This window comes from Bifidobacterium sp. LH_558, assembly GCF_056356295.1.
On the sequence record NZ_JBKETZ010000002.1, the window covers coordinates 125,605 to 148,241 of the forward strand.

Below are 22,637 nucleotides of genomic sequence, written 5' to 3' on the forward strand. Positions count from 1 at the left end.
ACCTTTCTCGACACAATCCATGACGGCACCGCGTGTCGTGATTCAACAGCATCCAGAGTCATTGTTCGTTAAACCGTTGCCCACGCATAAATGAGGAAAGTGATTTCGCGTCAAGACCTCGAAAATCGGCGATACAGCGATAGTGTGGAGAAGGCGGCACCGGAGAACGAGACATCGCAGTGACTGCCACGACCCGCGCGCCGGCTGACAATCCAGCTTGTATACCAACACTGGAATCCTCAAACACCAGACATTCCCGAATATTGGCTCCAGTCATTCGCGCAGCTTCACAATATCGATCAGGTGCAGGCTTGGCCGGGAGGGGGCTGTCCGCGGTAATGGAGCCAATAAAAGCACCGTCTGGCGCATAATCAAGCACATGCTGCACGATGCGCATCGGTGTTCCAGTGACAAGAACGGAGGGGACCCCGATTGCTCGTAATGATTCCAGCAGCGAGACCGCTCCTTGCGCCCACGGAATGTCATCTTGGCCAGCAGTGAGACCACGCTCAACATCGTCAACGAGATGATCAATGATGACATCAGGGGGCATATCCACACCCGATGTGCGTAGAATACGAGCGCATGCTGGCAAACTTGCGCCTTCCAGCGCACGCTCCGATTCAACCGGCAGTTCATCGCCTGTTATGTTCCGGTAGAGATCGCGCTCAGCTTCCAGCCATAGCTTGTCGGAGTCAATAAGGGTTCCATCCAAATCCCACAACACCGCGGAAGGCAAATTTCTGCATGCCGCATGACTTGTCATGCCACGCCTCGGTTCCTTACACGGTATTCAAGAGGAGGAACACCCACTTTGCGACGGAAAGCAGCACAGAACACCGAAGTCGACGAGAAGCCGCACTGTTCGCATATGCGCTTGAGAGGCTCATCACCGTTGACAAGCAGATACTTGGCTGCATGGATACGCGCGTCCACGATATAGGCGTGCGGCGTGATGCCTGTAACCTTCTTGAACACACGGATGAAATGGTATTCGCTCACATACGCACGCGCCGCAAGTTCCTCTACCGTGAGAGGGTCACCCAAATGCGCAGAGATATATGCAATGGCGTCTTCTACGGCTTGCGATTGCCGCGCGGGAGCACCAGGCTCCTGCTCAGCAGCAAACTCAGTGAGCACGTCGGTGATGTATTTCGCCATCCGCACTTCGGAAAAGCCTTTGGCATCGTGGGACATCTGATTGATCTGCTCCATACGGCTAACCACATGGGAAGGATTACGCAAGGAGAAAGTGTTGCCAAGCTTACCGATGATAAGTTCATAGTAGGCCCGGGCGTTCACACCATCAAAATGTATCCACAGCACGTCGGTATCTCCATCGGCGCTATAGGCATGTCGATCATAACAATCAACCATCGCGAATTGTCCGGCTCTGACATGCCATGCGCCAGTCGGCAGATGCAAATCCAACGTCCCTTCACGCACGTACATGATTAGGAAGCTATCGAAGGTGGTGCGCTCAAGATGATAGCCTGGTTCGTAAACGAATTCGCCTGAACGCTGCAAGTACAGAAAAGTACGGCGGGCGATGGCCGAAGGCATGTGGATGATGAAATCCGACCGCTCAAGGTCGACGTGGCGTTCGGCAGGCTTCATTCGACGACCATTCTTTGCCGGTATTCCATCGGAGACATGCCGACATAACTTTTGAATGCGCCGCAAAACACAGTGGGCTGAGAATAGCCGCATGCGGCACAAATCTCTTGCAGACCCGCTTTGGAATTAGCCAGCATTTGCTTGGCTCGATCCATACGGGTGGCCACAACATAGGCATGCGGCGTATACCCGCTCTCACGTTTGAACGCACGCATGAAGCTTCGCTCCCTCATACCGGTCATACTGGCGAGACGCCCGACTTCAAGCGGTTCAGCAAGATGCGCATTAATGTAGGCCATCACTTTGCGCATATCGCTGTTTGAAGAGCTGGATTCCAGCGCGTCAAGTAGCAAAGCGGTGAGCATGTCGGTCAGATATTTGGCAGCTATAGGCTCGTTGATGTATTCGCCAGAACTGAACATATCGTAAATAGCCCGCAGGGGCTCTAGCACACTGTTCTCATCATCAACGGAAAATACCATGCCAAGGTGCTTGACAATGCCGTCATAATAATATCGTGCCGGCAGACCATCAAAATGCAACCACAGCACATCAGCGTCCGTCAACACTTCGTACCGATGATAGGCATAGCAGTCAATCAACACAAAGTCGCCGCTCTGGGCGATAGCATGGGTTTTGCCACCTATCACGTCCATGGAACCATTGCTTAAATGCATGATCTCAAAACTGGGATAGGACCGCCGTTCGGTCTCATGACCGGTGGCCATCCGATACATTCCCGTTTCCAGTGGATACAACAGGACTTCTTTCGCACTGCGAGTGGGTGTGTGCGTGTAGTAGTCAAACGTTCCCGACCAGAAACGATGCTTTGCCCGCTCCATGACACCTCCTATCAACGTTCCCTATGTCGGTGACGACGAATCAACGATCCGTCGTCACCGAAACTGGCGTCGCGGCAATCTTCAGACCACCATATATCGACGTTCAGCTACCGGCACCAGCTCGACAGACTCCAAGGATGCCACCAATGCATCGGCGCTTTCCGTACGGGCTGCCATCGCCGACTCGACATTTACCTTCGCTCCCTCCTTGAGAGGCGTGATGGTCAGCACCAACCTGTTGCCATTGTCTCGCATGATCTTGATATGATCGCGCAAACCAATCTCCCAGACATCGCCATTTGCAAAATTATCGCTCAACAGCGTCGATCCGGACCACAACCAGCCGATGTCACCACGGTATCGCACCTGCATTCTCACATCCTTGAGGCCGTCACTTTCCATCATCTCAAGAACGCTCGGTGGCACGGTAATGACGTAGCGTGTGTCCGACAGTCGTTCGACGGCAGCGTCAGTCAGTGCGATAGCATCATTTTCAAGCTGCGGCAATGCGTATCCTTCCGGAAGGATGCGAACCGGTGAGAACGCCCCTGCCGATTCAACTGCGATGATGCCAGGTTCGGGCACGTAGGCCGCATCATCGCCGCCGGCGAAGACCAGAGCCTCACCATTCACGACAAACATGTTGTTTGACGTGTCACGATCCACGACAAGGATATCCACGGCGCAATCATCTTTGACAGCGGTGAAGCAATCGTAATTCCTCGTCACCACATATGTCGTGCCGTCCTCGAGTGGAGCATCATTCGAAGAGGTCAGAACGGTGCCGTTTTCGAATACCATTGCGGCCTTGTCCATGCCGTCAGGGCGCATGAACACGAAAGTGCGGCGATTTGCTCCCGGCATGTCAACAACGGTAACGGGCTGCACCGTGGCGGAAACCAAAGTAATGCCATCAAGATCAAGATTGAACGGCAAAACACAATTCTCCCCATCATCAAGCCCAATCCCATCGATGGAGACAACGGAGCCGTCGGAAAGCGTCAAGTCGATACGCTCCCCACTCTTCGGAGTCATCGTGCCATGATCTTGGAAGTTGTCGATGAACACGAATCCCCGATATCCATCGGTACGCACGCACCATCGCAGGGTATCGGGATCTGACGGATCAATGGACTCCTGCCCCTCAGGTACGGCCACACCAAGCGGCGTCAACTGATGGGCGAAGGCCTGGGTGAAATAGTGCAAGGTCTTCAGTCTACGATAGGACTCCCGCACCTGTCCGAATTCGCCAAGCGCCGCCTGGAAATCATATGAACGCTTTGGGGTCTGTCCCTCATTAAGATACACACCGTCGCCCAGCGGATTCGTACCGCCTTGGAACATGTAGTAGCCAAGCACATTGCAGCCGGAGGCGAGCTTGATATTCGCCATCGCATCCACCGACTTCATCGGCAGGACGAACCGGTAATTGTACGAACTGAACATGCCGCCGCCCATCTCGCAGCAGGCATACGGCTTGGCCGAAGGCGGGTAGTTCGGGTCGAATTCCTCATTGCGAGGGCAATCATCATCATGGAAGTCGCGATAGATGTATTCATCGGTTTGCGGATGTTCACCAGAATGCGCATAGAACAGCCATGGGCGATAGGCGTACCCTCCCCACAGGGGCAGCACGTCCTCAGGCACAGGAGACCCGCCCCAACCGGTGGAGGTGTAGAACGGTACATTGATGCCGACTTCCATGGCGATTTCACGCAACTTATCCAAATACGCCATGCCGTCATGTCCGCCAGGAACCCATTCATCGGAAATCCCTGTGGTCATCTCCCACGGTGCGGACGAGTGCATGTATTCATTGTCAAGCTGGGCGGCGATGATGGGGCCGCCGTCTTTGTAATACAGGCCTTCGAATTGGGCAGCTTCGTGACGGTACAAATCATGCACCTTGTCGAGGAATTCCGGGTCGAGCGAACGCGCCTCATACGGTTTGCCATACATCCAATCAGGCAGACCGCCGTTGCGCACCTCGCCATGGTCGAAAGGTCCCATACGCACGATGACGTACAGTCCATGCTTGGAGCACAGCTCAATGAAATGACGAAGATCTTTATTGCCAGTGAAATCCCATTCGCCCTCATGTTCCTCATGATGGTTCCAGAAGATGTAGGTGGATACGACATTGACGCCGCCCATCGCCATCTTCGCCAGTTCCTCATCCCAACGGGAGGCATCCATACGCGAATAGTGGAATTCACCGCACACGCCGTAGAAAGGATTCTCTCCAACGGTCATGTAGTACGTAGTGAATCCGATGGCCTCGCCGCCGGGCGAAGTATCACACCCAGGCATTGTGATGAGAAAGGGTCTGGCCTTAGTCGCCTGAAAGCCGGTCAGATCAATACAATTGGTCATGATGAAGATTCCTTATGAATAGTTGAATGATTAGATACCCGGCACAAGCCGGCAGTGATGATTGAACGTTGCCCCGTCAGCCCTTGACAGATCCGGCCACCAGTCCAGCGACAATCCATTTCTGGCAAAAGAGGAAGAACACAAGCACCGGCACCAACGCTATGGTGGTGATGGTCATGAACAGAGGCCAGTTCGTGGTAAATTGACCCATGGCAGTGAACACCTGCAACACGATGGTCTGCTTCTCCGGCGATGCAATATAGATATTCGGCGTCATAAAATCGTTCCACGTCCACATCGTTTGAAACACGACGACAGTGGTCAGAATCGGACGAATCAGCGGCAGAACGATTTGCCAAAAAATACGGAATGGACCAGCTCCATCGATACGTGCCGCTTCGAACAACTCCTGCGGCAACCCCATCATGTATTGCACGATAAGGAAATAGCAGAACGTCGCTCCCGCCAAATAGAGAATAATAAGTCCAAGCAAAGTGTCGGTGAGGTGAGCCGCCGACTCCATCTTGTATTGGGGGATGAGCAGCGTCTGCCCCGGCAGCACGAAAGACAGCATCAGAAAAGCCCCGATTGCAGCGGTGAATTTGCTACGTTTCTGTACGATGCCATAGGCGGCGAGCGCGCCGATCAGCACCATAAGTCCCACACCCGCAACGGTGACGATAAGAGTGTTGACGAAAGCCGTCACAATCGGCAGATTGGAAAAAGCCTGAATATAGTTATCGAAGGTAAAGGCCTGCGGAATGCCGAACGGGTCTGCCATCATCTCTCCATTGGTTTTGAAGGTGTTGATGACCACCACATACAGTGGCACGGCACAGACAAGCGCAAGCGCGACAACAACGACGGAACGGATGATAGAACGAATGCGTTCCCTTTGATGCAAACTCATGACAGACTCTTTTCGATGAGGTTGGTGATGACCTGCTGCAGAGCGACAAGGGTCAGACAGCACAAGAAGAAAATCACACCGAGAGCGGAGCCAACGCCATAGCGGCCAGACTGCACGCCAGTGACGATGATGGACTGGGTGACGGTGGTGGTGGCGTTCCCCGGCCCGCCTGATGCCAGTGTGAACGGCAAATCGTACACCTTGAGACCGCCGGTCAGCAGCATAAAAATGGAAACACCCATGGCAGGCACCATCTGAGGTAATGTGATGTGCAGGAACTGCTGTCTCCGGTTGGCACCATCCACAGCCGCTTGCTCGTACAAGTCGGCGGGAATGGCTTGCAGATACGCAAGATACAACGTGGCATGCCAGCCAACCTGCGCCCACACGGCGATGAGAATCACACAAAAACGCGCAAGGGCCGGGTCTGACAACCAGGGCACGGAATCAAGACCGAGCTTGCCGAGAATCATATTCACCGCTCCATTGTCAAGCGGAGAGAAAATATACTGCCATACAAGTCCGAGCACGGCCATCGAAGGCACCGAGAAGAAAAAGAACAGCGATCGGGCGAAGTTACGCCCGAAGAACTTTCGGTTCAATGTCACTGCCAACGGCAGCGCGAGCAAAGTAATGGCAACGGTGGTCACCACAGTGTACAGCAATGTGAATCCAAGACCAGCGAGCAAGGTCGGATCGGAAAAAATAGTCGCATAGTTCTTCAAACCAACGAACTGGGCGGTGGAAAAGTCGAATCCGCCATAGTCCGTAAAGCTGAAGACGATGCTCTGCGCAAAGGGGATGAGAATAATGACGATATAGACCGCGAGCAACGGAAGAAGGAATCTCAATGAGACGAGGTTCTCCATCAGGTTGCGATGCTTGCGTTCCTTGATGCGCCGGGCTTCGTCGGAAGACGAAGCAATAGTATCGGCGCCGCGTTCGATTGCAGTCATGTCAGGACACTTTCTTGATGATACGGCTCCTGAAGTCCTTTCCCCCACCTCTCACGGATCAACGTGAGAGAAAGGACTTCGGGACGGTGAGTTCTGGCTCAGGAGAGCGTCTTGAGCTTGGTGTCCAGATTCACGCAGGCCTGATCGGGAGCGATCTGACCAAGTGCAACCTGCTGAAGTTGGGAGAAGGTTTCGGCGCGCAAAGCGGAACGTCCGGCGGTCGGCCATCCGAGAGTGTTCAGATAGACATGACCGGTGGCGAAGTACAGATCGTACGGCTCTTGAAACGTCTCATCGATTTCCGGCGTGTAGTTCTTGGTGGAAGGGATCAGTCCGGCACCGTCTTGAATGGCTTTGAGACCTTCCGGTGATGCGAGATACGTTAGGAACTTCTCTGCAGCCTCCAGCTTATCGCCGCTGGTCTTGGCGCTGATGGCATAACCAGAATCGGCAGAGCCCGGCGCCCATGCGTCATCGCCTTCCTCCAGCATAGGAATACGACCGAACGCGAAATTAATGCCAGCGTCCTTGAAAGTGTTCACATCCCAGTATCCAGAAGGCATAACCGCTAGACGACCGGCGGCAAATTCAGAACGGACTTGGTCATCAGCCAGACCGGTAACCTCGGAACCCATCACGCCTTCATCGAGGAGTTTCGCCCATTCGTCGTAATACTTCACATAGCTTTTTGCAAACGTAGTGTCACCATCACCGATCTGCTGATCAATGGACTTGTCCTGCGTCGAGGAATCATAGCCTATCCATGCTTCCACCGGAGCGCCAAGGCCGGCTTTGGGCTCCAGATAAGGCTTCTCCACACCGGCGTCCTTCAGCGCCTTAAGCATATCGATGAATTCATCCCAAGTTTCAGGAATGCTCTCGTACCCAGCTTTGGCCAGCAGATCTTTGTTATAGGCGTAGGCATTAGACCATGCCGTGGTAGACATTGAGTAGACTCTGCCATCCACAGTGGACTGCGCCTTATTCGTATCGCCGATGCTCTCCATGAACGGCTCGTCGGTCAGATCCTTCACCACGCCATTTTTGACGAGTTCAGCCAGCTGCTCGGGCGGCGCAACGAAAACATCCGCAAGCTGTCCGCCAGAGATACGGGTCTGCAAAGTCTGCTGATAGCCGGCCTGTGCACCGTTGGTGGTGCTGAACTTGACCTCAATATCAGGGTTGGCCGCTTGGAATCCTTCAAGAACCTTCGAATAGGCGTCCTGCGTGTTATTGGCAAAAAACGTGATCTCCGTTTTCCCGGAACCTCCCGCGCTGCCACAAGCAGCCAATGGCAGAACCAACGCTGCGATACCAAGGGCCGCCATCGGCTTCATGCTGAACTTCATCGTCCCTAACCTCCTTGTTGAAGACAATTCATGATCATTCTTATCATTTTTAACAACTCGTTGTCGAGATCACATCATTGTCTGTTTTTCTACTTTATTACAGAAGAGAATAGAAAATCTCAGCAGTTTTCTAAACTCTATATCATGGTTTGATACATGTCAATTATGTGTCCGATTTTCTACATATCATATTCTTTTTTTGCTATAGAATATATAATTCTTGACATCTGCTGTTATATAGCAACTGCACCCAATAAACAGTTCGGCCCCTTAAACGAAAGAGGTCCACGACTCCAGCCGCGGACCTCTTTCGGATATTGCCATGCCATCATCTGCGCATGCGTTTGAGCGCCAGCAGCAAGACACCCGCTGCGACCAGCGCACCAGATATCATCGTCGACACAATAGTCGCGGCACCCGTATTCGAGATATCATCCTCGTCTCCCGACTGCTGAACATTGTTCGCGCGCGCACCAGTTCCACGGTCATCATCTTGACCGGAACCATTATCCGTGTCGGAATCAGGATTCGCCGTACCGTCAGGATTTTCAGTATCCTTCACCGAGGCATTACCCAGATAACCGAACTCTACGGCATCGATAACCGCCCAATCTCCCGCTAAAGCATCAACCGCAAAGGTCACAACAGCATTCCCGCCATTCGTTGAGAATTCCAGCGAGCTCGGCAGATAACCGGCACTTGGCTCAATGACACGCTCAGCCAGTAATGCACCACTTTCGTCTCGTATTTGCATCGTGAGCACGCCGGTGACTCCGGAATAAGTGGCGGCACGCAGTACGTACCGCCCAGCTTCAAGTCCTATCAAATGTTGCGACACTTCAGCGGTATATGCAGATTCGTTCCACAATGACAGGCCGAATCTTCCCTCATACGCGCCACCGAACCCGCTACGATCCTGACGAATCACAGAATTGGCAGGTAGTTGCGTCACGTCCCAGTTTGCAATCGAATCATATCCGGAAGCCCCTTCTTCTTCGAATCCAGGGTTGAGAACAGGAATAGCACGAGCCAAATGCAAGGTGACTTCCGCCTCGCCCCCTTGGGAAACCATAACAGAGTCGTCCTCATCGGACAAGCAGCCTTCTAGCGTTACGGCAACGGTACGCGCGCCTGACAAGACACCTTCAAATCGGAATCTGCCATCCGCACTAGTCGTTACGGTACCGCCGCCGTCGTCAAGAGTGACCACCGCACCAGCGACAGGTTGATCGTCAACTCCGAGCACCATGCCTGAAATCGTTCCGACATCGCCCTCAAGAATCCGATTGACGCGCATGCCATCAGTAACATGCACCTGTTCGGATAGCGTCACAAAGCCCGGCTTAGTTATCTCCAGCGTATACGCCCCGGCAGGAACGTTGCGGATGGTAAACGCCCCCGTTATATCAGTACCGGTCGCATAAATCTCGCCGTAGGATGAGTCGATAAGCTTCACACCAGCCTCATCAAGCGAACCGCCGTCAGAACTCTGCACCATTCCGGACACATCACACAAACCTTGCACACCTGACAATTGGATGGCATCGACGTTCACAGTATCCCCTGCAGCGACGGAGACACCGACCTTTGCAGCCGCCCCCAGTTCACCGGCGGAGACCGTTACATCGACGACACCAGTTTCGACGCCAGCGACGAAAAACCCGCCATGGCGATTGGTCGTCACAGTAATACCGCCAGCCGTTACCGCAACGCCACGGACCGGCCGTCTTTCACCGTCCACAACAGAGCCGACGATGTTTCCACCGCTCACGCCACGAGTGTTCTGCATATAGGCATCAAGCGCGGGCAGTGCCTTGCCATCAAAATCAAACAAAGCGGTATTATCCACAACATTGACATCCAGAGAGTCGTCCTTTTCGGCCATTGCCCAACCGACACGCCCACCCGCATACAGCATCACTGGATCCCAATTCACCACTAGGCGATGTAACCATGATGAACGATGCATCAGACCTCCTTGTCATTCACATATTTCAAACATTGCTTGGGTTTTCTCATCCCATCTTTGGGATAATTCATCGTAATCTGACGTTCAGGCCACTCCATCAAACGGAATTGCGCACTGATATAGAAAAACAACTCATTCAAGCCTCAGACACGAAGATCAAAATAGCTGGAGGGAGAACCTGGTTAGGCTCTCCCTCCAGTCGAAAACCCCATGACACAAATCAAGTGTCAGTCGGCATCCAGTCCTTACAAGGTGTGACGGTGTTCCAGTTCGTCGAGGAACAGGTTGGCCTGGATGTGGCTCGGGTCCTCGGCCAGAGCTTCGGACAATAGCTCACTCGCCTTGTCAGCGTTCCCCAATCCGATGTTGGCAAGGGCCATCACGTACTCACAATGAATGTGGTTCATCCGTGTGTAGTCCTTGTCGTAGATAAGGAAATCAGGCAGGGACACGGCGAAGTATTCGATGCTGACCTCGTCTTCCAGATGCTGTTCGCCAAAGTCAAGCAGACGGTAGAAGCGGGCGTTGGCCGGACCGGTCTCGCCGAGCGCCTGATGTGCCAGTCCTTGGAAGAGGATCATCTCGGCGGGCTGGTCGTTGTAGTACATCGCGCCCTTCACCTCGTCGGGACCGACGGTTGCCCTGCGGAACTCGTCACATGCGGTCTGCTCGTTGCCGAGCTGGCGCTCGATCACGCCGAGATAGTAGTGCAGGTCGTTGTCTTTCTGCCCCTCGAGCTTACCCTCGCCCAAATTCTCCGGATACGACTGCGCCTCGACCAGCAATTCCTTGGCTCGAGCCCAATCCTCGGAGGCCATGGCGTCCTTGGCCAGCAGAGTGAGAGCAATGCGGTACTGCGCGGTGACCTTGCCTTCGCCTCCCTCCCACGGATGGAACCGCCGCTTGCCCATGAGTTCATAGGCTTTGGCGTGATTACCGGTGAGGTTGAGCACAGTGAGGTATTCGATGGTCAAATCGTCGCGCCCGTCAATCACGTCAAGATGCTTCTCGAATTCACACAGGCGGCGCTCATAGCTCCATCCCAGCGTGCGGTGCAGCTGATCAAGTTCAAGAAACACACGTGGATCGGACTCGTCCAGTCGGAACGCCTCCTCCATTTCGGCGAGCGACGCGTCTGCGTCATGCCGCTTGTTGTAATAGGCCAAGGACAGATTGCGGTGCACGGTCGGGAAGCCCGGGTCCGCATCCTCGCTGCGCTCCCACAGTTCGATGGCCGTATCGAACTGCAATCGGTCGTAATACAGACAGCCAAGATAGTAGGACGCCTTGGGCGTGGCAATGGCGCACGCTTGCCCGCGTTCGATCGCGCCTCGCAGCACGGCGATGTCCTCAAGCTTGTTCGGGAAGCAGTAGGCGCCATCCGCAGATTCGGCGGCCTTCAAGTGGACGAGCGCGTCATCGTCGTACCCAAGCCGGGCCGCGAGATCGGATTCGTAGTATCTCACCATCGGATCGCGCTGATCGGCGCGAGACAATAGCGCGAGGGCTTCATCGAACGCGCCGAAGGCGATGTAGTCACGGGCGGTTTTGAGGTAGTTCTGCGCAAAGCCGCGCATAAGAGCAAACACACGCTCGTCGCCGTCTGCCAAGAAGCGTTCGAAACCGGAAACGAAGTCGAACGCATCGTCTGCAAGATTCGCTTCAACCATGGCACGGGCTTCATCGACGCGTCCGAGACGACGCTCAATATATGCCTTGAGACCGCGGGCACGGAGGTTCTTCGTGTTTCTCGCCAACGAGCGCTCCATGAAATCGAGGGCGTTCTGCCATTCGCCGCGACGAGCGGCAACGGCGGAGAGCCAGTACCAGGCGTGCTCCTGCTGGGCATCGTCCCATGTGGCCTTGTAAAAGGCATCATAGGCCGCATCATCATGACCAAGGAACAACTCATTGAGACCAAGGTTCGTATAGACCTCGGAGTCGTATGGGTTCGGATTTCGATAAGTAAGACGATCAATCGCCGCATCGAAATATGGCTTGGCCTCCTCGAAAGCGCCACGGCGCATGAGCAGGCGACCATACGCGTTATTGATACGTGCGTCGCCCGAATCTCTCTTTAGCCCTTCCAGATAGTAGGAATCCGGCAAATACGTGGCGTGACGGTACTGCTCAAGATGCAAGCCGGTCAAAAAAAGCTCTTCGATGGAGAGGATGTCCTCGGGCGCGGCGGCGGCCCGCGCGGGCTCGGGCACCTTGTCGATCTTCTCTGGTTGTGGCGTGTAAGCCACGAGCGTGCGGCCGTCGACAGTGTCGGTCACCGTCACGGTCATATCGGTCGGAGAGGCTCCGTGAGTAGCGAACTCGGCGGACACAACGTTGGTTGGGGACATCGGCGCCACGGTCTCGAACAGTGTCTCACCCGCGGCGGTCGTCACAGCCACGTGCGCGGCGGCGACGGCATGGGTGGCATATACGGTGACGCGTCCCTGCCCATCGCTCAATCCTGCACCGTCGACGCCCTCAATCTCCCCGGCGGCCTTCGCCGGGTCGACCGGGCCGAACTCGAGGTTCACCGCGGCGTCGAGGGTGGCATTCTTGACCAGCCCCACGCCCTTGTATGGCATGAAGTATTGCGTGAACTTCTTCGATTCGAACGGTTTGAGCCAGGTGAAGTCGGGCTGGTTGTCGGTGTACACACCGGTCATGAGCTCGGCGTACGGACCGTTCTCATCCGTCAGGTTGCGGTCCCAGGTCTGACCGAAGTCGCCGCAGCCCCACACCCACTGCTTCTTACCAGGGCTGATGTGATGGTCGGCGTAGTGCAGAATGCCCGCGCCTACACCGAAATCGTAACCGCCCACAAAGTCGTACTCAGAACCTGCCGCCATATAGGAGGTCGGTACAGGGACGTTCTTATAGCGTCCGATGTCCACGCCCTCGGAATAGTCATGCTTGTAGTAAGTGCCAGTGGCGATCGGATAGCGGGAGACGTCGCGCTTGCCGTGGTCCATCACGGCGGCCACGTCCGGCGGCATGACTGTGCGCGTGTGCTCGTTGACCGGCACGGCCGGATTGGCCCACCACAGGAAGGTCTGCGGGAAGCTGGTGCCGTTGTATAGGTCGCCGGTGATCTCGATGTATGCCTTGCCCGGATACAGCGCGATGGTGGTGACGACCTCGGTGCCATGGATTTGGTCGACGTCGTGGCATTGCACGCCCTTGCCGCCATCGGACAGGTCGACGAGCTGGTAGTCGACTGGCATGTAGGTGGTCGGACGGTGATGTTGGGGCCAGTTGAATTCGATGCCGCCGGAAATCCACGGGCCAAGCAGACCGACAAGCGCCGGCTTGATCACGTCGTTGCGGTACACGAAGTCGTAGTCGTTGGTCTTGTCCTTGGCATACTGGATACGTCCGCCCAACTCAGGTAGCACCGTCACCTCGAGATACTCGTTCTCGATGATGACCGCTTTGTATCGCTTATCGACCTTCTCGTCCTTGATGGACTCGATTACCGGATACGGATATACCTTGCCCGTCGATCCCTGATACACACGCTTCTCAATGAACTGAGGGTTTTTATCCGGATCCCCGACCTCATAGGTGGGAATAACGAGAGTGGTGTCACGCACGGCTACAGCGGATGTGCGCGCGTTGTCGGTCGTGGTCTCAATCATGCCTGCGGCTCCTTTCGAATGCGGGGATGACTCATTTGCATTGTGTTCTCTTATTGGTTCACGACAACCATGTCGTTTTCCTGATTTAACGATATGACCGTTTTTCAAGTATCTGTATAGAATGCTTGCATCTTTATATCTAAAAATTGCTCACCACGAATACCACATTCGCACTGATTTACTTAGTAGCTGACACATGCGCGCAATCATCTATCCCCATCGACAAACAGACACTGCCTCCCGTGCAAAAACTTGCGCATTCCGTCGTGCACCGCGTTATCGCCGCATACAATACAACTATGGGAACCAAGATGAGACAGATCGTGGAGGCGGCCGGCGGAATCCTGTACCGGCTGCGTCCCGCGCCTTCTTCCGGTGAGGATGCCAAGCGCATCCTCGAGCGCATCGAGGTGTGCGTGGTGCACCGCCCGAAATACGACGATTGGAGCTGGCCGAAGGGCAAGCTGGAGATCAACGAATCGCATCGCCACGCCGCCGTGCGCGAAATCAGCGAGGAGACCGGCGTTCCCGTGGCGTTGGGACCCTACTTGGGCGAGGTCGAATACCCGTTGGACCAGGAGGGGCGCAAATCCCGCCGTTCCAAGGACCGCTCGGCGGACACCAAACACATCCTCTACTGGATGGCCACCCCCGTCAGCGATGAGGACGCCGAGCGCATGCACGCCGCTCTAGGCCCGGTGCAGCGCGCGGACGTCGGCGAAATCGACGATATCGTGTGGGTGTCGGTGACGAAGGCGCGCAAAATGCTCACCCACTCCACCGACCGCGATGTGCTCGCCCTGTTCGTGGACCGCATCGAGGAGGGCGCGGCGCAGGCCGTGCCGGTGCTGCTGGTGCGGCACGGCAAGGCCGAGGCGCGCAAGAACTGGAAGGGCACCGACGCGAACCGCCCAATCACCCCGAAGGGCGCGGCCGACTCCTACGCGCTCAACCGCGAACTCGCCTGCTACAACCCGACCCGTCTCGCCACCTCGCCGTGGCTGCGCTGCCAGCAGACCCTGCAGGGGCTCTCTTGGCAGACCAACCAGCCGATGGTCCATCTCGACGCGCTGACCGAAGACGCCTACGCCGAGAATCCGAAAGCCGCGTGGGACACGCTGCTGAAGGAGATCCAGCTCACATTCGCCAGCGGACGAACCGACGCGATCTGCATGCACCGCCCGGTGATCGGTGGTATGTTCAAATACCTGCGCGCGATGTGCGCGTCGAAAATGCTGGCGAAACGGCTGATCGCCAAATCGCCGTACATGCCGACCGGCACCGCCGTGGCCCTGTTCGTGACGGGTGGCCCGGACGGCCTCAAGATCATCGATATCCAAAAGGTGGCACCACTTGTCTATTAATCCCTCGCATTTCGGCCCCGGCAACGGGTCGGTGCGCGCGGCCGGCGCGGGATTCGCCCCGTCCGGCGTGGGCGCGCGGCCGAGCCGCCCGGGCCAACTCGCCCCCGGTCTGCTTGAGCAGATGGCCGGCGGCATGGATCCGCAGGCGGTCAGCGAACTGGCGCATGTCTCCGCGGCCGCGCTGCTCGACCGCGTGCATCACAGCGAGGATCCGGCCGTGGTGGAGCGCGTGCTCACGCTGGTGGACCGCGAGGGCGTGGATGTGATCGCCGAATTGTGGAGCTCCTCCGAACCGGATTCGCTGCCCGGCATTCTGTGGAGGCTGTATATGCTGCGCACGTGGATGCGCCAGCATCGCGATTCGATCGCGCGACTGTGGCGCGTGGGCGAGCCGGTGGCGACGTCCGCCTCCGCCATCGCCGGTGTGGATCAGGCCCCCACGGAGGATGACATCGCCCGGCTGGCGGATTCGATTCTCTCCGGCGCGTTCACCGGTGATTTCGCCGTGGCGCTGGAACGCGCCTACGCCTTCACCGACGTGGTGGCCACCGGATTGCGCGTCGAGGCCCACAAGATGGTCGTCGCCGCGAACAACGGCGCGGCCGCCGGTTCCGCCGTCGATTCGGCAGGCGGCATCGACGAGAACGCCCTGCGCACCAAGGCCGCGCGTCTGATGCACACCGCCGGCAATCTGTTCGCCACCGCCAAGGACTTTCAGCACGGCGCGAATCTGTGGCGTCGGGGACGCCTCGAGTAGGCCCTTAACCCCCCGATATTCCCCGCCTTTTCCGAGCAAGCGCCTGTCCGGGGTCGTATGACGGAGTAAGGTTGAAACCAAACGCATACGCGATTCACCCACGGCGGGAGGAGAAGCCATGGTCAACATCTCCGATGTGGCGCGCGCCGCCGGGGTCTCCAAAGCCACCGTCTCCTACGTGCTGTCCGACGATCCGCGCATCACGGAACAGACGGCCGCCAAAGTGCGCAAAGCGGTCGCGGATCTGGGCTATACCGTCAACCACGCGGCCCGCGCGCTGTCGGTGAAGAAAACCATGACCTTGGGCATCATCTCGCCCGCATACCACGGCTCGTACCTATCGGCGCTGTTCGGCCTGCATATGTATCTGCTCTCCGAGCAGGCGGCGAAATTCGGATACGACACTCTCTCCATCTGCAGTGACTCCGGCGACCAGGCGCTGAACAAGGCGTGGGCCTCGAAGAAGGTCGACGGATTCATCCTGATGGACGTCAGCGACGACGATCCGCGCCTGTCCATGGCGGCCTCGCTGGGCGCGCCGACCGTGGCGTTCGGCTCCCCGAAGGATTCCTACGGACTCGACACCGTCGACAGCGATTTTCCCAAGGCGGCCCGACGCACCATCGAATACCTCGCGCAGGAGGGGCATACCGAAATCATCCTGCTGCTGTGGTCGCATAACATTTTCCGCAGGAAGATGGGCTTCGCGCTGCGATTCCGCGACACCATCATCGAAGAGGCCAAAGCCCGCGGCATCCAAGTGCATATCGTCTTCCCCGAAGACGACGAATCCGACCCCGCCGTGACGATTGCAGAGTCGCTGCGTGATTACCCGAGCGCCACCGCCATGGTGCTGCACAACGAATCGGCCACCATCGTCGCCTCGCAGACCTTCACCGACCTTGGGGTGCGCGTGCCCGACGACCTGCGCGTCGTGACGCTGTTCCCCAAACAGCTGTTCAATTCGATGAGGATTCCCTTTGTCTCCATCGACATCGACATCTCGGTTTTGGCGGAGACGGCCATCATGCTGCTGCTCTCACGCATCGCCAACCACGACGCGCCGATGGTCAGGCAGGCTTTTGACTTTCCTATGTCGCTTAAATACCAATAATCACAAGGGTTTGCGGCCTTAGTGCCAAAAAACGATTTGCATTGTATTGATAAGGGTGTTATATTTATCCCATTGAACCGGTTAAATAACCACAGGCCAGTCGTCATCAGCGCTGTTCACGACGAGCCTCCCCTAGGAACGGCACCGAAACCGCCCAATCAAAAACCCTCCGAAAGGAACAGAGATGAACACCTCCACTGCCCGTCGCATCCTCGCCTCAATCGCGGCCTGCGCCACCGCCGTCAGCCTCGCCGGCTGCGGCTCGGCCTCCTCGCAGGACGCCAACACCATCGAATTTTGGGATCCGTACCCCCAGAAGACCGCCGACAGCACCTGGGAGGCCTTCGTCAAGGACTGCGCCCCCGAGGGCTACACGGTCAAGCGCGTCGGCTACGCCCAGTCCGATCTGCTCAACAACCTGACCACGGCCGTCAAGGCCGGCAACGCCCCGCAGATCGCCCTGATCGACAACCCGAAGATGCCGACCGCCGTGGATGCCGGCCTGGTCACCGACATCGAGGCCGCCGGCGTGGACGTCTCCGGATTCGACGCGAACATCGAGGGCCCCGGCATCATCGACGGCGTGCAGTACGGCGTCTCCTATGGCTCCAACGCCCTCGGCCTCTACTACAACCCTGAAGTGCTGGAGAAGGCGGGCGTCGACCCGGCCTCCATCACCGACTGGGATTCCCTGAACGCCGCCATCGAGAAGGTCGTCGAATCCGGTGCCAAGGGCATCACCTTCGCCGGCATCTCCGGCGAGGAGGGCACCTTCCAGTTCCTGCCGTGGTTCTGGGGCGCGGGCGGCGACCTGACCGACGCCGCCGGCTCGCAGGCCGAGCAGGACGCGCTCGATCTGGTCTCCGGCTGGGTCAAGAACGGCTGGGCTCCCAAGTCCGTGGCCACCGACAACCAGTCCGCCGCCTGGGATCTCTTCCTCACCGGCGAATACGGCTTCTCCGAGAACGGATCCTGGCAGGCCGAATCGGCCAAGGAACAGGGCTTCGAGATGATCTCCATCCCCGCCAAGGACGGCGGCGTGGCCCCCGTGCCCACCGGCGGCGAGTTCATCACCATCCCCACTCAGGAGAACATCAGCGACGAGAAGCTGCAGGCCACCGTGGACGTCATCGAATGCCTGATCGGCACGGATGAGAACCTCAAGGCCACCAACGACGAAATGGTCTACCTCGCGGCCAAGAGCGACGTGCGTGAGCAGCAGGTCGCGGAGAACGACGTCTGGGCCCCGTGGGTCGACGCCGTGGAGAGCGCCGAGGGCCGCACCACCGAGGTCGGACTCGAATACGAGACCATCTCCGCCCAGCTTTCCGAGGATCTTCAGGCCGCGCTCAACAGCTGAGCCCGCACCTCAAGCCCCACTCCACACTTCCCTTCCCCTTCCTTCATGGGTACGGCCCAGTGCCTACCGGGCCGTACCCTTTCCCATACCTTCGCACACCCCGCCATCCCCCTCCAGCTTCATCGTTCCACTCGAAAAAAAGGTGCATTATGTCCCATTCCGCTCCACAGGTGCAGACGCGACGCCGCGTCAAGCCCACCACGCTGGCGGCGATCGGTTTCGCCGCGCCGCTGGCCATATACATGCTGATCTTCTACGTCGCTCCGCTCATCCAGAACATCTCCATGAGCCTGCACCGCTTCACCCGCAAAACCTTCATCACCGGAGACGCCCCCTGGTCGGGACTCGAGGTCTACAAGGAGGTGCTCTCCACCCCCGAATTCTGGACCACCCTCAGGCAGACGCTGATTTTCGTGGCGTTGTCCATCATCTTCCAATACGCGCTCGGACTGGCTCTGGCCGTGTTCTTCAACCAGCATTTCAAACTCTCCGGCCTGCTGCGCGGCGCGTTCCTCGTGCCCTGGCTGCTGCCGCCGATGATCTCCGGCACCATCTGGCAGTGGATGATGGACGCCGACAACGGCATCATCAACAGATTCATCGGACTGTTCGGCATGGATCCGGTCTGGTGGCTGCAGGCCGACCGCTCGCTGTGGGCCGTGATCATCGCCAACATCTGGCTGGGCATCCCATTCAATCTGGTGATTCTCTACTCCGGACTGCAGAACATCAGCGTGGACCTGTACGAGGCCGCCTCACTGGACGGCTGCAACGCGTGGCAGCGCTTCTGGAAGATCACCTTCCCGCTGCTCAAGCCCGTCACCATGATCACCCTGCTGCTGGGCTTCGTCTACACGCTCAAAACCGTGGACATCATCTGGATCATGACCAAGGGCACCGGCTCGTCGCGAACCCTCGCCACCTGGGCCTATGAGATGGCCTTCGGCAAGGGAACCTCCGCGACCATCCAATACTCCGAGGCCTCCGTCATCGGCACCATACTCATCGCCATCGCACTGATCTTCGCGTTCGTCTACCTGTGGGCGCAGCGCAACGAAGAGGAAGGAAAGTAAGATGCAGCAACGCTCCACTTGGTGGAAGACCGCGATCGGCGTGGTCCTCACCCTCATCATGCTGTTCCCCATCTACTGGATGATCAACATCGCGTTCACCGACCGTTCCGCCATCCGCTCGGGCGACCTGTACCCCAAGAGCTTCACGATGGAGAACTTCCAGCGGGCCTTCTCCGACCAGCTGCCCTACCTCGGCACCTCGCTGCTGATCGCCATCGGATGCGTGCTTTTCACGCTCGTCATCGCGATGCCCTCCTCGTACGCCATCGCGTTCCTGCTGCATAAGGGGCGCAAAACCACCAACTTCCTGCTGATCGTCGCCCAGATGATTCCGGCCGTGGTCATGGCGCTCGGCTTCTACCAGATCTTCAACGAGATCGGCCTGCTCGACACCATTCCAGGCCTGATCATCGCCGATTCGACGGTGGCCGTGCCTTTCGCCGTGATGCTGCTGAGCTCCTTCATGATGGGCATGCCGCACTCCCTGATCGAGGCCGCCCAAATCGACGGCGCGAACCAGTGGACGGTGTTCGCCAAAATCGTGGTGCCGCTTTCGCGCAATTCGATTGTGACCACCTCGCTGTTCAGCTTCCTGTGGGCGTGGAGCGACTTCATGTTCGCCTCCACCCTCAACGCGGGCGGCGGGCGTCTGCGCCCCATCACCATGGGCCTGTACGACTACATCGGCGCGCAGAACCAGGAGTGGGGTCCGATGATGGCCACCGCCGTGCTGGCCTCCATCCCCACCGCCCTGATGCTCATCGTCGCCCAGAAGTACGTGGCCGCGGGCGTGACCGCAGGCGCCGTCAAGGACTGAGCGCCCACCCATCCCAAAACAATGCGTTCCGTGGAGAGGCCGTCGCCGGCTTCCCCACGGAACTCCAACCAACAAAGGACCCATCATGACCGTAGTAACGTTCGCAGCGGACGGCAACGCACTGACCTGGACCGGCGACGGCGAATACCTGCGCATAGAGCCGTGGGGAGCGGATTCCATCCGCGTCCGCTCCGCCCGCATGCACGAAGTGGAGAATCCCGAATGGGCGCTGCTGCCCGAACCGGCCTCCCCCAGCCCCGACGCGCGCGTCGACATCGACGAAGCGGCCAACACCGCCCAACTGCGCAACGGCAACATCGTGGTCAAAGCCGTGGCCACCGACGGCGTGTACAGCGGATCGGGCTATGAGGAGCCCCGCTGCGCGCTGACCTTCCTCACCGCCGACGGCAAGGAACTGCTGCGTGAAGCGCCGCGCGGCGGATCGCTGAACCTGCATGCCCGCCGCTTCCAGCCGATCACCGGCGGGGAATGCAAAGTCACCGTCTCCTTCGAAGCCCCCGCGGACGAACGCCTCTACGGCATGGGCGAATACCAGCAGAACGTCATGGATCTCAAGGGCTGCACGCTGGAACTCGCGCACCGCAACTCCCAAGCGTCAGTGCCGTTCGTGGTCTCCTCCGCCGGATACGGCTTCCTGTGGAACAATCCGGCCATCGGATCGGTGACCTTCGGCAAGAACCGCACCGAATGGAAGGCCGACGCCACCAGCCAGATCGACTACTGGATCTGCGCGGGCGGCACCCCCGCCGCCATCATGGAGCATTACGCCGACGCGACCGGCCACGCGCCCGTCATGCCCGAATGGGGACTCGGCTTCTGGCAGTGCAAGCTGCGCTACTGGAACCAGGAGCAACTGCTCGAAGTGGCGCGCGAATTCAAGCGCCGCGAAATCCCCATCGACCTGATCGTCATCGACTTCTTCCACTGGCCCCACATGGGCGACTTCCGCTTCGAGGAGGAGTTCTGGCCCGATCCCAAGGCCATGGCCGACGAACTGCACGAGATGGGCATCAAACTCATGGTCTCCGTGTGGCCGCAGGTGGCCGTCGCCTCCGAGAACTACGCCGAGATGAAGTCGCGCAACCTGCTGGTCAAGGCGGACGCGGGCGAGGACATCGGCATGATGTTCGAGGGGCCGAGCCAGTTCTATGACGCCACCAACCCCAGGGCTCGCGCCTACGTGTGGGGCAAATGCCGCGCCAACTACGCCGAGCTGGGCGCCGACGCGTTCTGGCTCGACGAGGCCGAACCGGAGTACGGCACCTACGATTTCGAGAACTACCGCTACTTCGCCGGCCCCAACCAGCAGATCGCCAACCTGTACCCGCGCGAATACAACCGCGGCTTCTACGAGGGCCAGCTGGCCATGGGCCGCGAGAACGAGATCGTGAACCTCACCCGTTGCGCATGGGCGGGCTCCCAGCGCTACGGCGCACTGGTGTGGAGCGGCGACGTGGGATCCACCTTCGACGATCTCAAAGCGCAGGTGACCTGCGCCATCCATATGGGCATGGCAGGCATTCCGTGGTTCACCACCGATATGGGCGGATTCCACGACGGCGACATCAACTCCGACTACTTCCGCGAGGTGCTCGCCCGCTGGTGCCAGTTCTCCTGCTTCTCCCCCGTGATGCGCAACCACGGCGACCGCAGCGGGCTGCAGCCGGACGGCACGATGAAGCAGACCATCACCAACGCCGCCGGCGAGCATCGCTCGCCCTCCGGCGCGGACAACGAGCCGTGGAGCTACGGCGAGGATGTGGAGGCGGTGTTCGTCAAGTACATCGGCATCCGCGAGAAGATGCGCGAGTACATGCGTGAGCTGTTCGACGAGGCCCACCGCACCGGACATCCGCTGATGCGCGGCCTGTTCTACGAGTTCCCCGACGACGCCACCGCCGCGGACATCGCGGACGAATACATGCTGGGCGCCGATCTGCTGGTCGCGCCGGTGGTCGAGGAGGGCGCACGTTCACGCGAGGTCTACCTGCCGGGAGACGCCGGCACCAGCTGGACCAGCCTGCATGACGGCAACGTGCACCAGGGAGGCGTCACGATTGAAGTCGACGCTCCGCTCGATGTGATTCCGGTGTTCGCCCGCAACGGCCGCGACCACGGTCTGGCTGGCGCGCTGTAACCGGAAGCGTCTCCGCGCGGCGGCAAGCCGCGAACCATTCCTGTGCCCCATCGACGAGAATTCGTGGATGGGGCACATCGCGTCGAACGGCGGGCTTACGCGGGGCGGCATCTTTTTTAAGCGGAACGCATCATCCGCGCGCGCCCTCAGCCGCGCGTGCCTTATACTGATATCCGCGTCGGGCCGTGCTTAAGCCCCGGGCTCCATTTTTTGCCGCCGCGAGCGGCCCTTGCGCCGACAGGCGCTTTCACGGTTCGGCGCATTCCCTCTTTCTTGAGCGATTCTTGTCTCGAATTCCGCTTAGTGCCTGCACCGGCGGTATCCGTCATAGCAGAATGCA

15 protein-coding genes and 1 pseudogene are annotated in these 22,637 nt (G+C 58.2%); 7 read left to right on the forward strand and 9 right to left on the reverse strand.

The features are described from left to right. Nucleotides 1–58 precede the first annotated feature (58 nt). The 9 genes and pseudogenes from AC1AV0_RS03390 to AC1AV0_RS03430 all read right to left on the reverse strand — a co-directional run bounded on the left by AC1AV0_RS03390 (nucleotide 59) and on the right by AC1AV0_RS03430 (nucleotide 13,654). Nucleotides 59–766, reverse strand: a complete 708-nt coding sequence (locus AC1AV0_RS03390) for an HAD family hydrolase (protein ID WP_476571119.1) — start codon at nucleotides 764–766, stop codon at nucleotides 59–61. Next, entirely contained in the window at nucleotides 763–1,617 is an 855-nt protein-coding gene (locus AC1AV0_RS03395; protein ID WP_476571121.1) for an AraC family transcriptional regulator, read from the reverse strand. Before AC1AV0_RS03395 ends, AC1AV0_RS03390 begins: the two co-directional genes overlap by 4 nt. Further along, nucleotides 1,614–2,459, reverse strand: coding sequence for a helix-turn-helix domain-containing protein (locus AC1AV0_RS03400; RefSeq protein WP_476571123.1), 846 nt, complete (start codon nucleotides 2,457–2,459; stop codon nucleotides 1,614–1,616). The genes AC1AV0_RS03395 and AC1AV0_RS03400 overlap by 4 nt, the downstream gene beginning before the upstream one ends. A gap of 1,212 nt (nucleotides 2,460–3,671) precedes the next feature. Further along, a pseudogene (locus tag AC1AV0_RS03405) lies at nucleotides 3,672–4,832 on the reverse strand (beta-galactosidase); the annotation flags it as partial. Between the two features lie 76 nt (nucleotides 4,833–4,908). Beyond that, the gene (locus tag AC1AV0_RS03410; RefSeq protein WP_476571125.1) at nucleotides 4,909–5,742 is read right to left on the reverse strand and encodes a carbohydrate ABC transporter permease; all 834 of its coding nucleotides are present in this window, start codon (nucleotides 5,740–5,742) and stop codon (nucleotides 4,909–4,911) included. Next, nucleotides 5,739–6,611, reverse strand: coding sequence for a carbohydrate ABC transporter permease (locus AC1AV0_RS03415; RefSeq protein ID WP_476571616.1), 873 nt, complete (start codon nucleotides 6,609–6,611; stop codon nucleotides 5,739–5,741). Before AC1AV0_RS03415 ends, AC1AV0_RS03410 begins: the two co-directional genes overlap by 4 nt. Before the next feature lie 185 nt (nucleotides 6,612–6,796). Next, the gene (locus AC1AV0_RS03420) at nucleotides 6,797–8,047 is read right to left on the reverse strand and encodes an ABC transporter substrate-binding protein (RefSeq protein ID WP_476571127.1); all 1,251 of its coding nucleotides are present in this window, start codon (nucleotides 8,045–8,047) and stop codon (nucleotides 6,797–6,799) included. 328 nt (nucleotides 8,048–8,375) lie between these two features. After that, nucleotides 8,376–10,016, reverse strand: a complete 1,641-nt coding sequence (locus AC1AV0_RS03425) for a carboxypeptidase regulatory-like domain-containing protein (RefSeq protein WP_476571129.1) — start codon at nucleotides 10,014–10,016, stop codon at nucleotides 8,376–8,378. Between the two features lie 245 nt (nucleotides 10,017–10,261). Then, on the reverse strand, nucleotides 10,262–13,654 hold the full coding sequence (locus tag AC1AV0_RS03430; protein ID WP_476571131.1) for a DUF5107 domain-containing protein: 3,393 nt from the start codon (nucleotides 13,652–13,654) through the stop codon (nucleotides 10,262–10,264). Nucleotides 13,655–13,965: 311 nt separating this feature from the next. Here AC1AV0_RS03430 and AC1AV0_RS03435 point away from each other — a divergent pair, with 311 nt between their 5' ends. From AC1AV0_RS03435 to AC1AV0_RS03465, 7 genes are all read left to right on the forward strand, one after another. Next, nucleotides 13,966–15,018, forward strand: coding sequence for an NUDIX hydrolase (locus AC1AV0_RS03435; protein WP_476571133.1), 1,053 nt, complete (start codon nucleotides 13,966–13,968; stop codon nucleotides 15,016–15,018). A gap of 121 nt (nucleotides 15,019–15,139) precedes the next feature. After that, complete coding sequence (locus AC1AV0_RS03440; RefSeq protein ID WP_476571618.1) at nucleotides 15,140–15,775, forward strand: hypothetical protein; 636 nt, start codon at nucleotides 15,140–15,142, stop codon at nucleotides 15,773–15,775. A gap of 118 nt (nucleotides 15,776–15,893) precedes the next feature. Next, entirely contained in the window at nucleotides 15,894–16,889 is a 996-nt protein-coding gene (locus AC1AV0_RS03445; RefSeq protein ID WP_476571135.1) for a LacI family DNA-binding transcriptional regulator, read from the forward strand. Nucleotides 16,890–17,073: 184 nt separating this feature from the next. Then, nucleotides 17,074–18,249 (forward strand): ABC transporter substrate-binding protein, encoded by a 1,176-nt coding sequence (locus AC1AV0_RS03450; RefSeq protein WP_476571137.1) that lies wholly within the window; start codon nucleotides 17,074–17,076, stop codon nucleotides 18,247–18,249. 149 nt (nucleotides 18,250–18,398) lie between these two features. Beyond that, on the forward strand, nucleotides 18,399–19,322 hold the full coding sequence (locus AC1AV0_RS03455) for a carbohydrate ABC transporter permease (protein ID WP_476571139.1): 924 nt from the start codon (nucleotides 18,399–18,401) through the stop codon (nucleotides 19,320–19,322). A gap of 1 nt (nucleotide 19,323) precedes the next feature. Next, nucleotides 19,324–20,139 (forward strand): carbohydrate ABC transporter permease, encoded by an 816-nt coding sequence (locus tag AC1AV0_RS03460; RefSeq protein ID WP_476571141.1) that lies wholly within the window; start codon nucleotides 19,324–19,326, stop codon nucleotides 20,137–20,139. A gap of 85 nt (nucleotides 20,140–20,224) precedes the next feature. After that, nucleotides 20,225–22,297: a glycoside hydrolase family 31 protein gene (locus AC1AV0_RS03465; RefSeq protein WP_476571143.1), complete on the forward strand. Its 2,073-nt coding sequence runs from the start codon at nucleotides 20,225–20,227 to the stop codon at nucleotides 22,295–22,297. The last annotated feature ends 340 nt before the right edge of the window (nucleotides 22,298–22,637 follow it).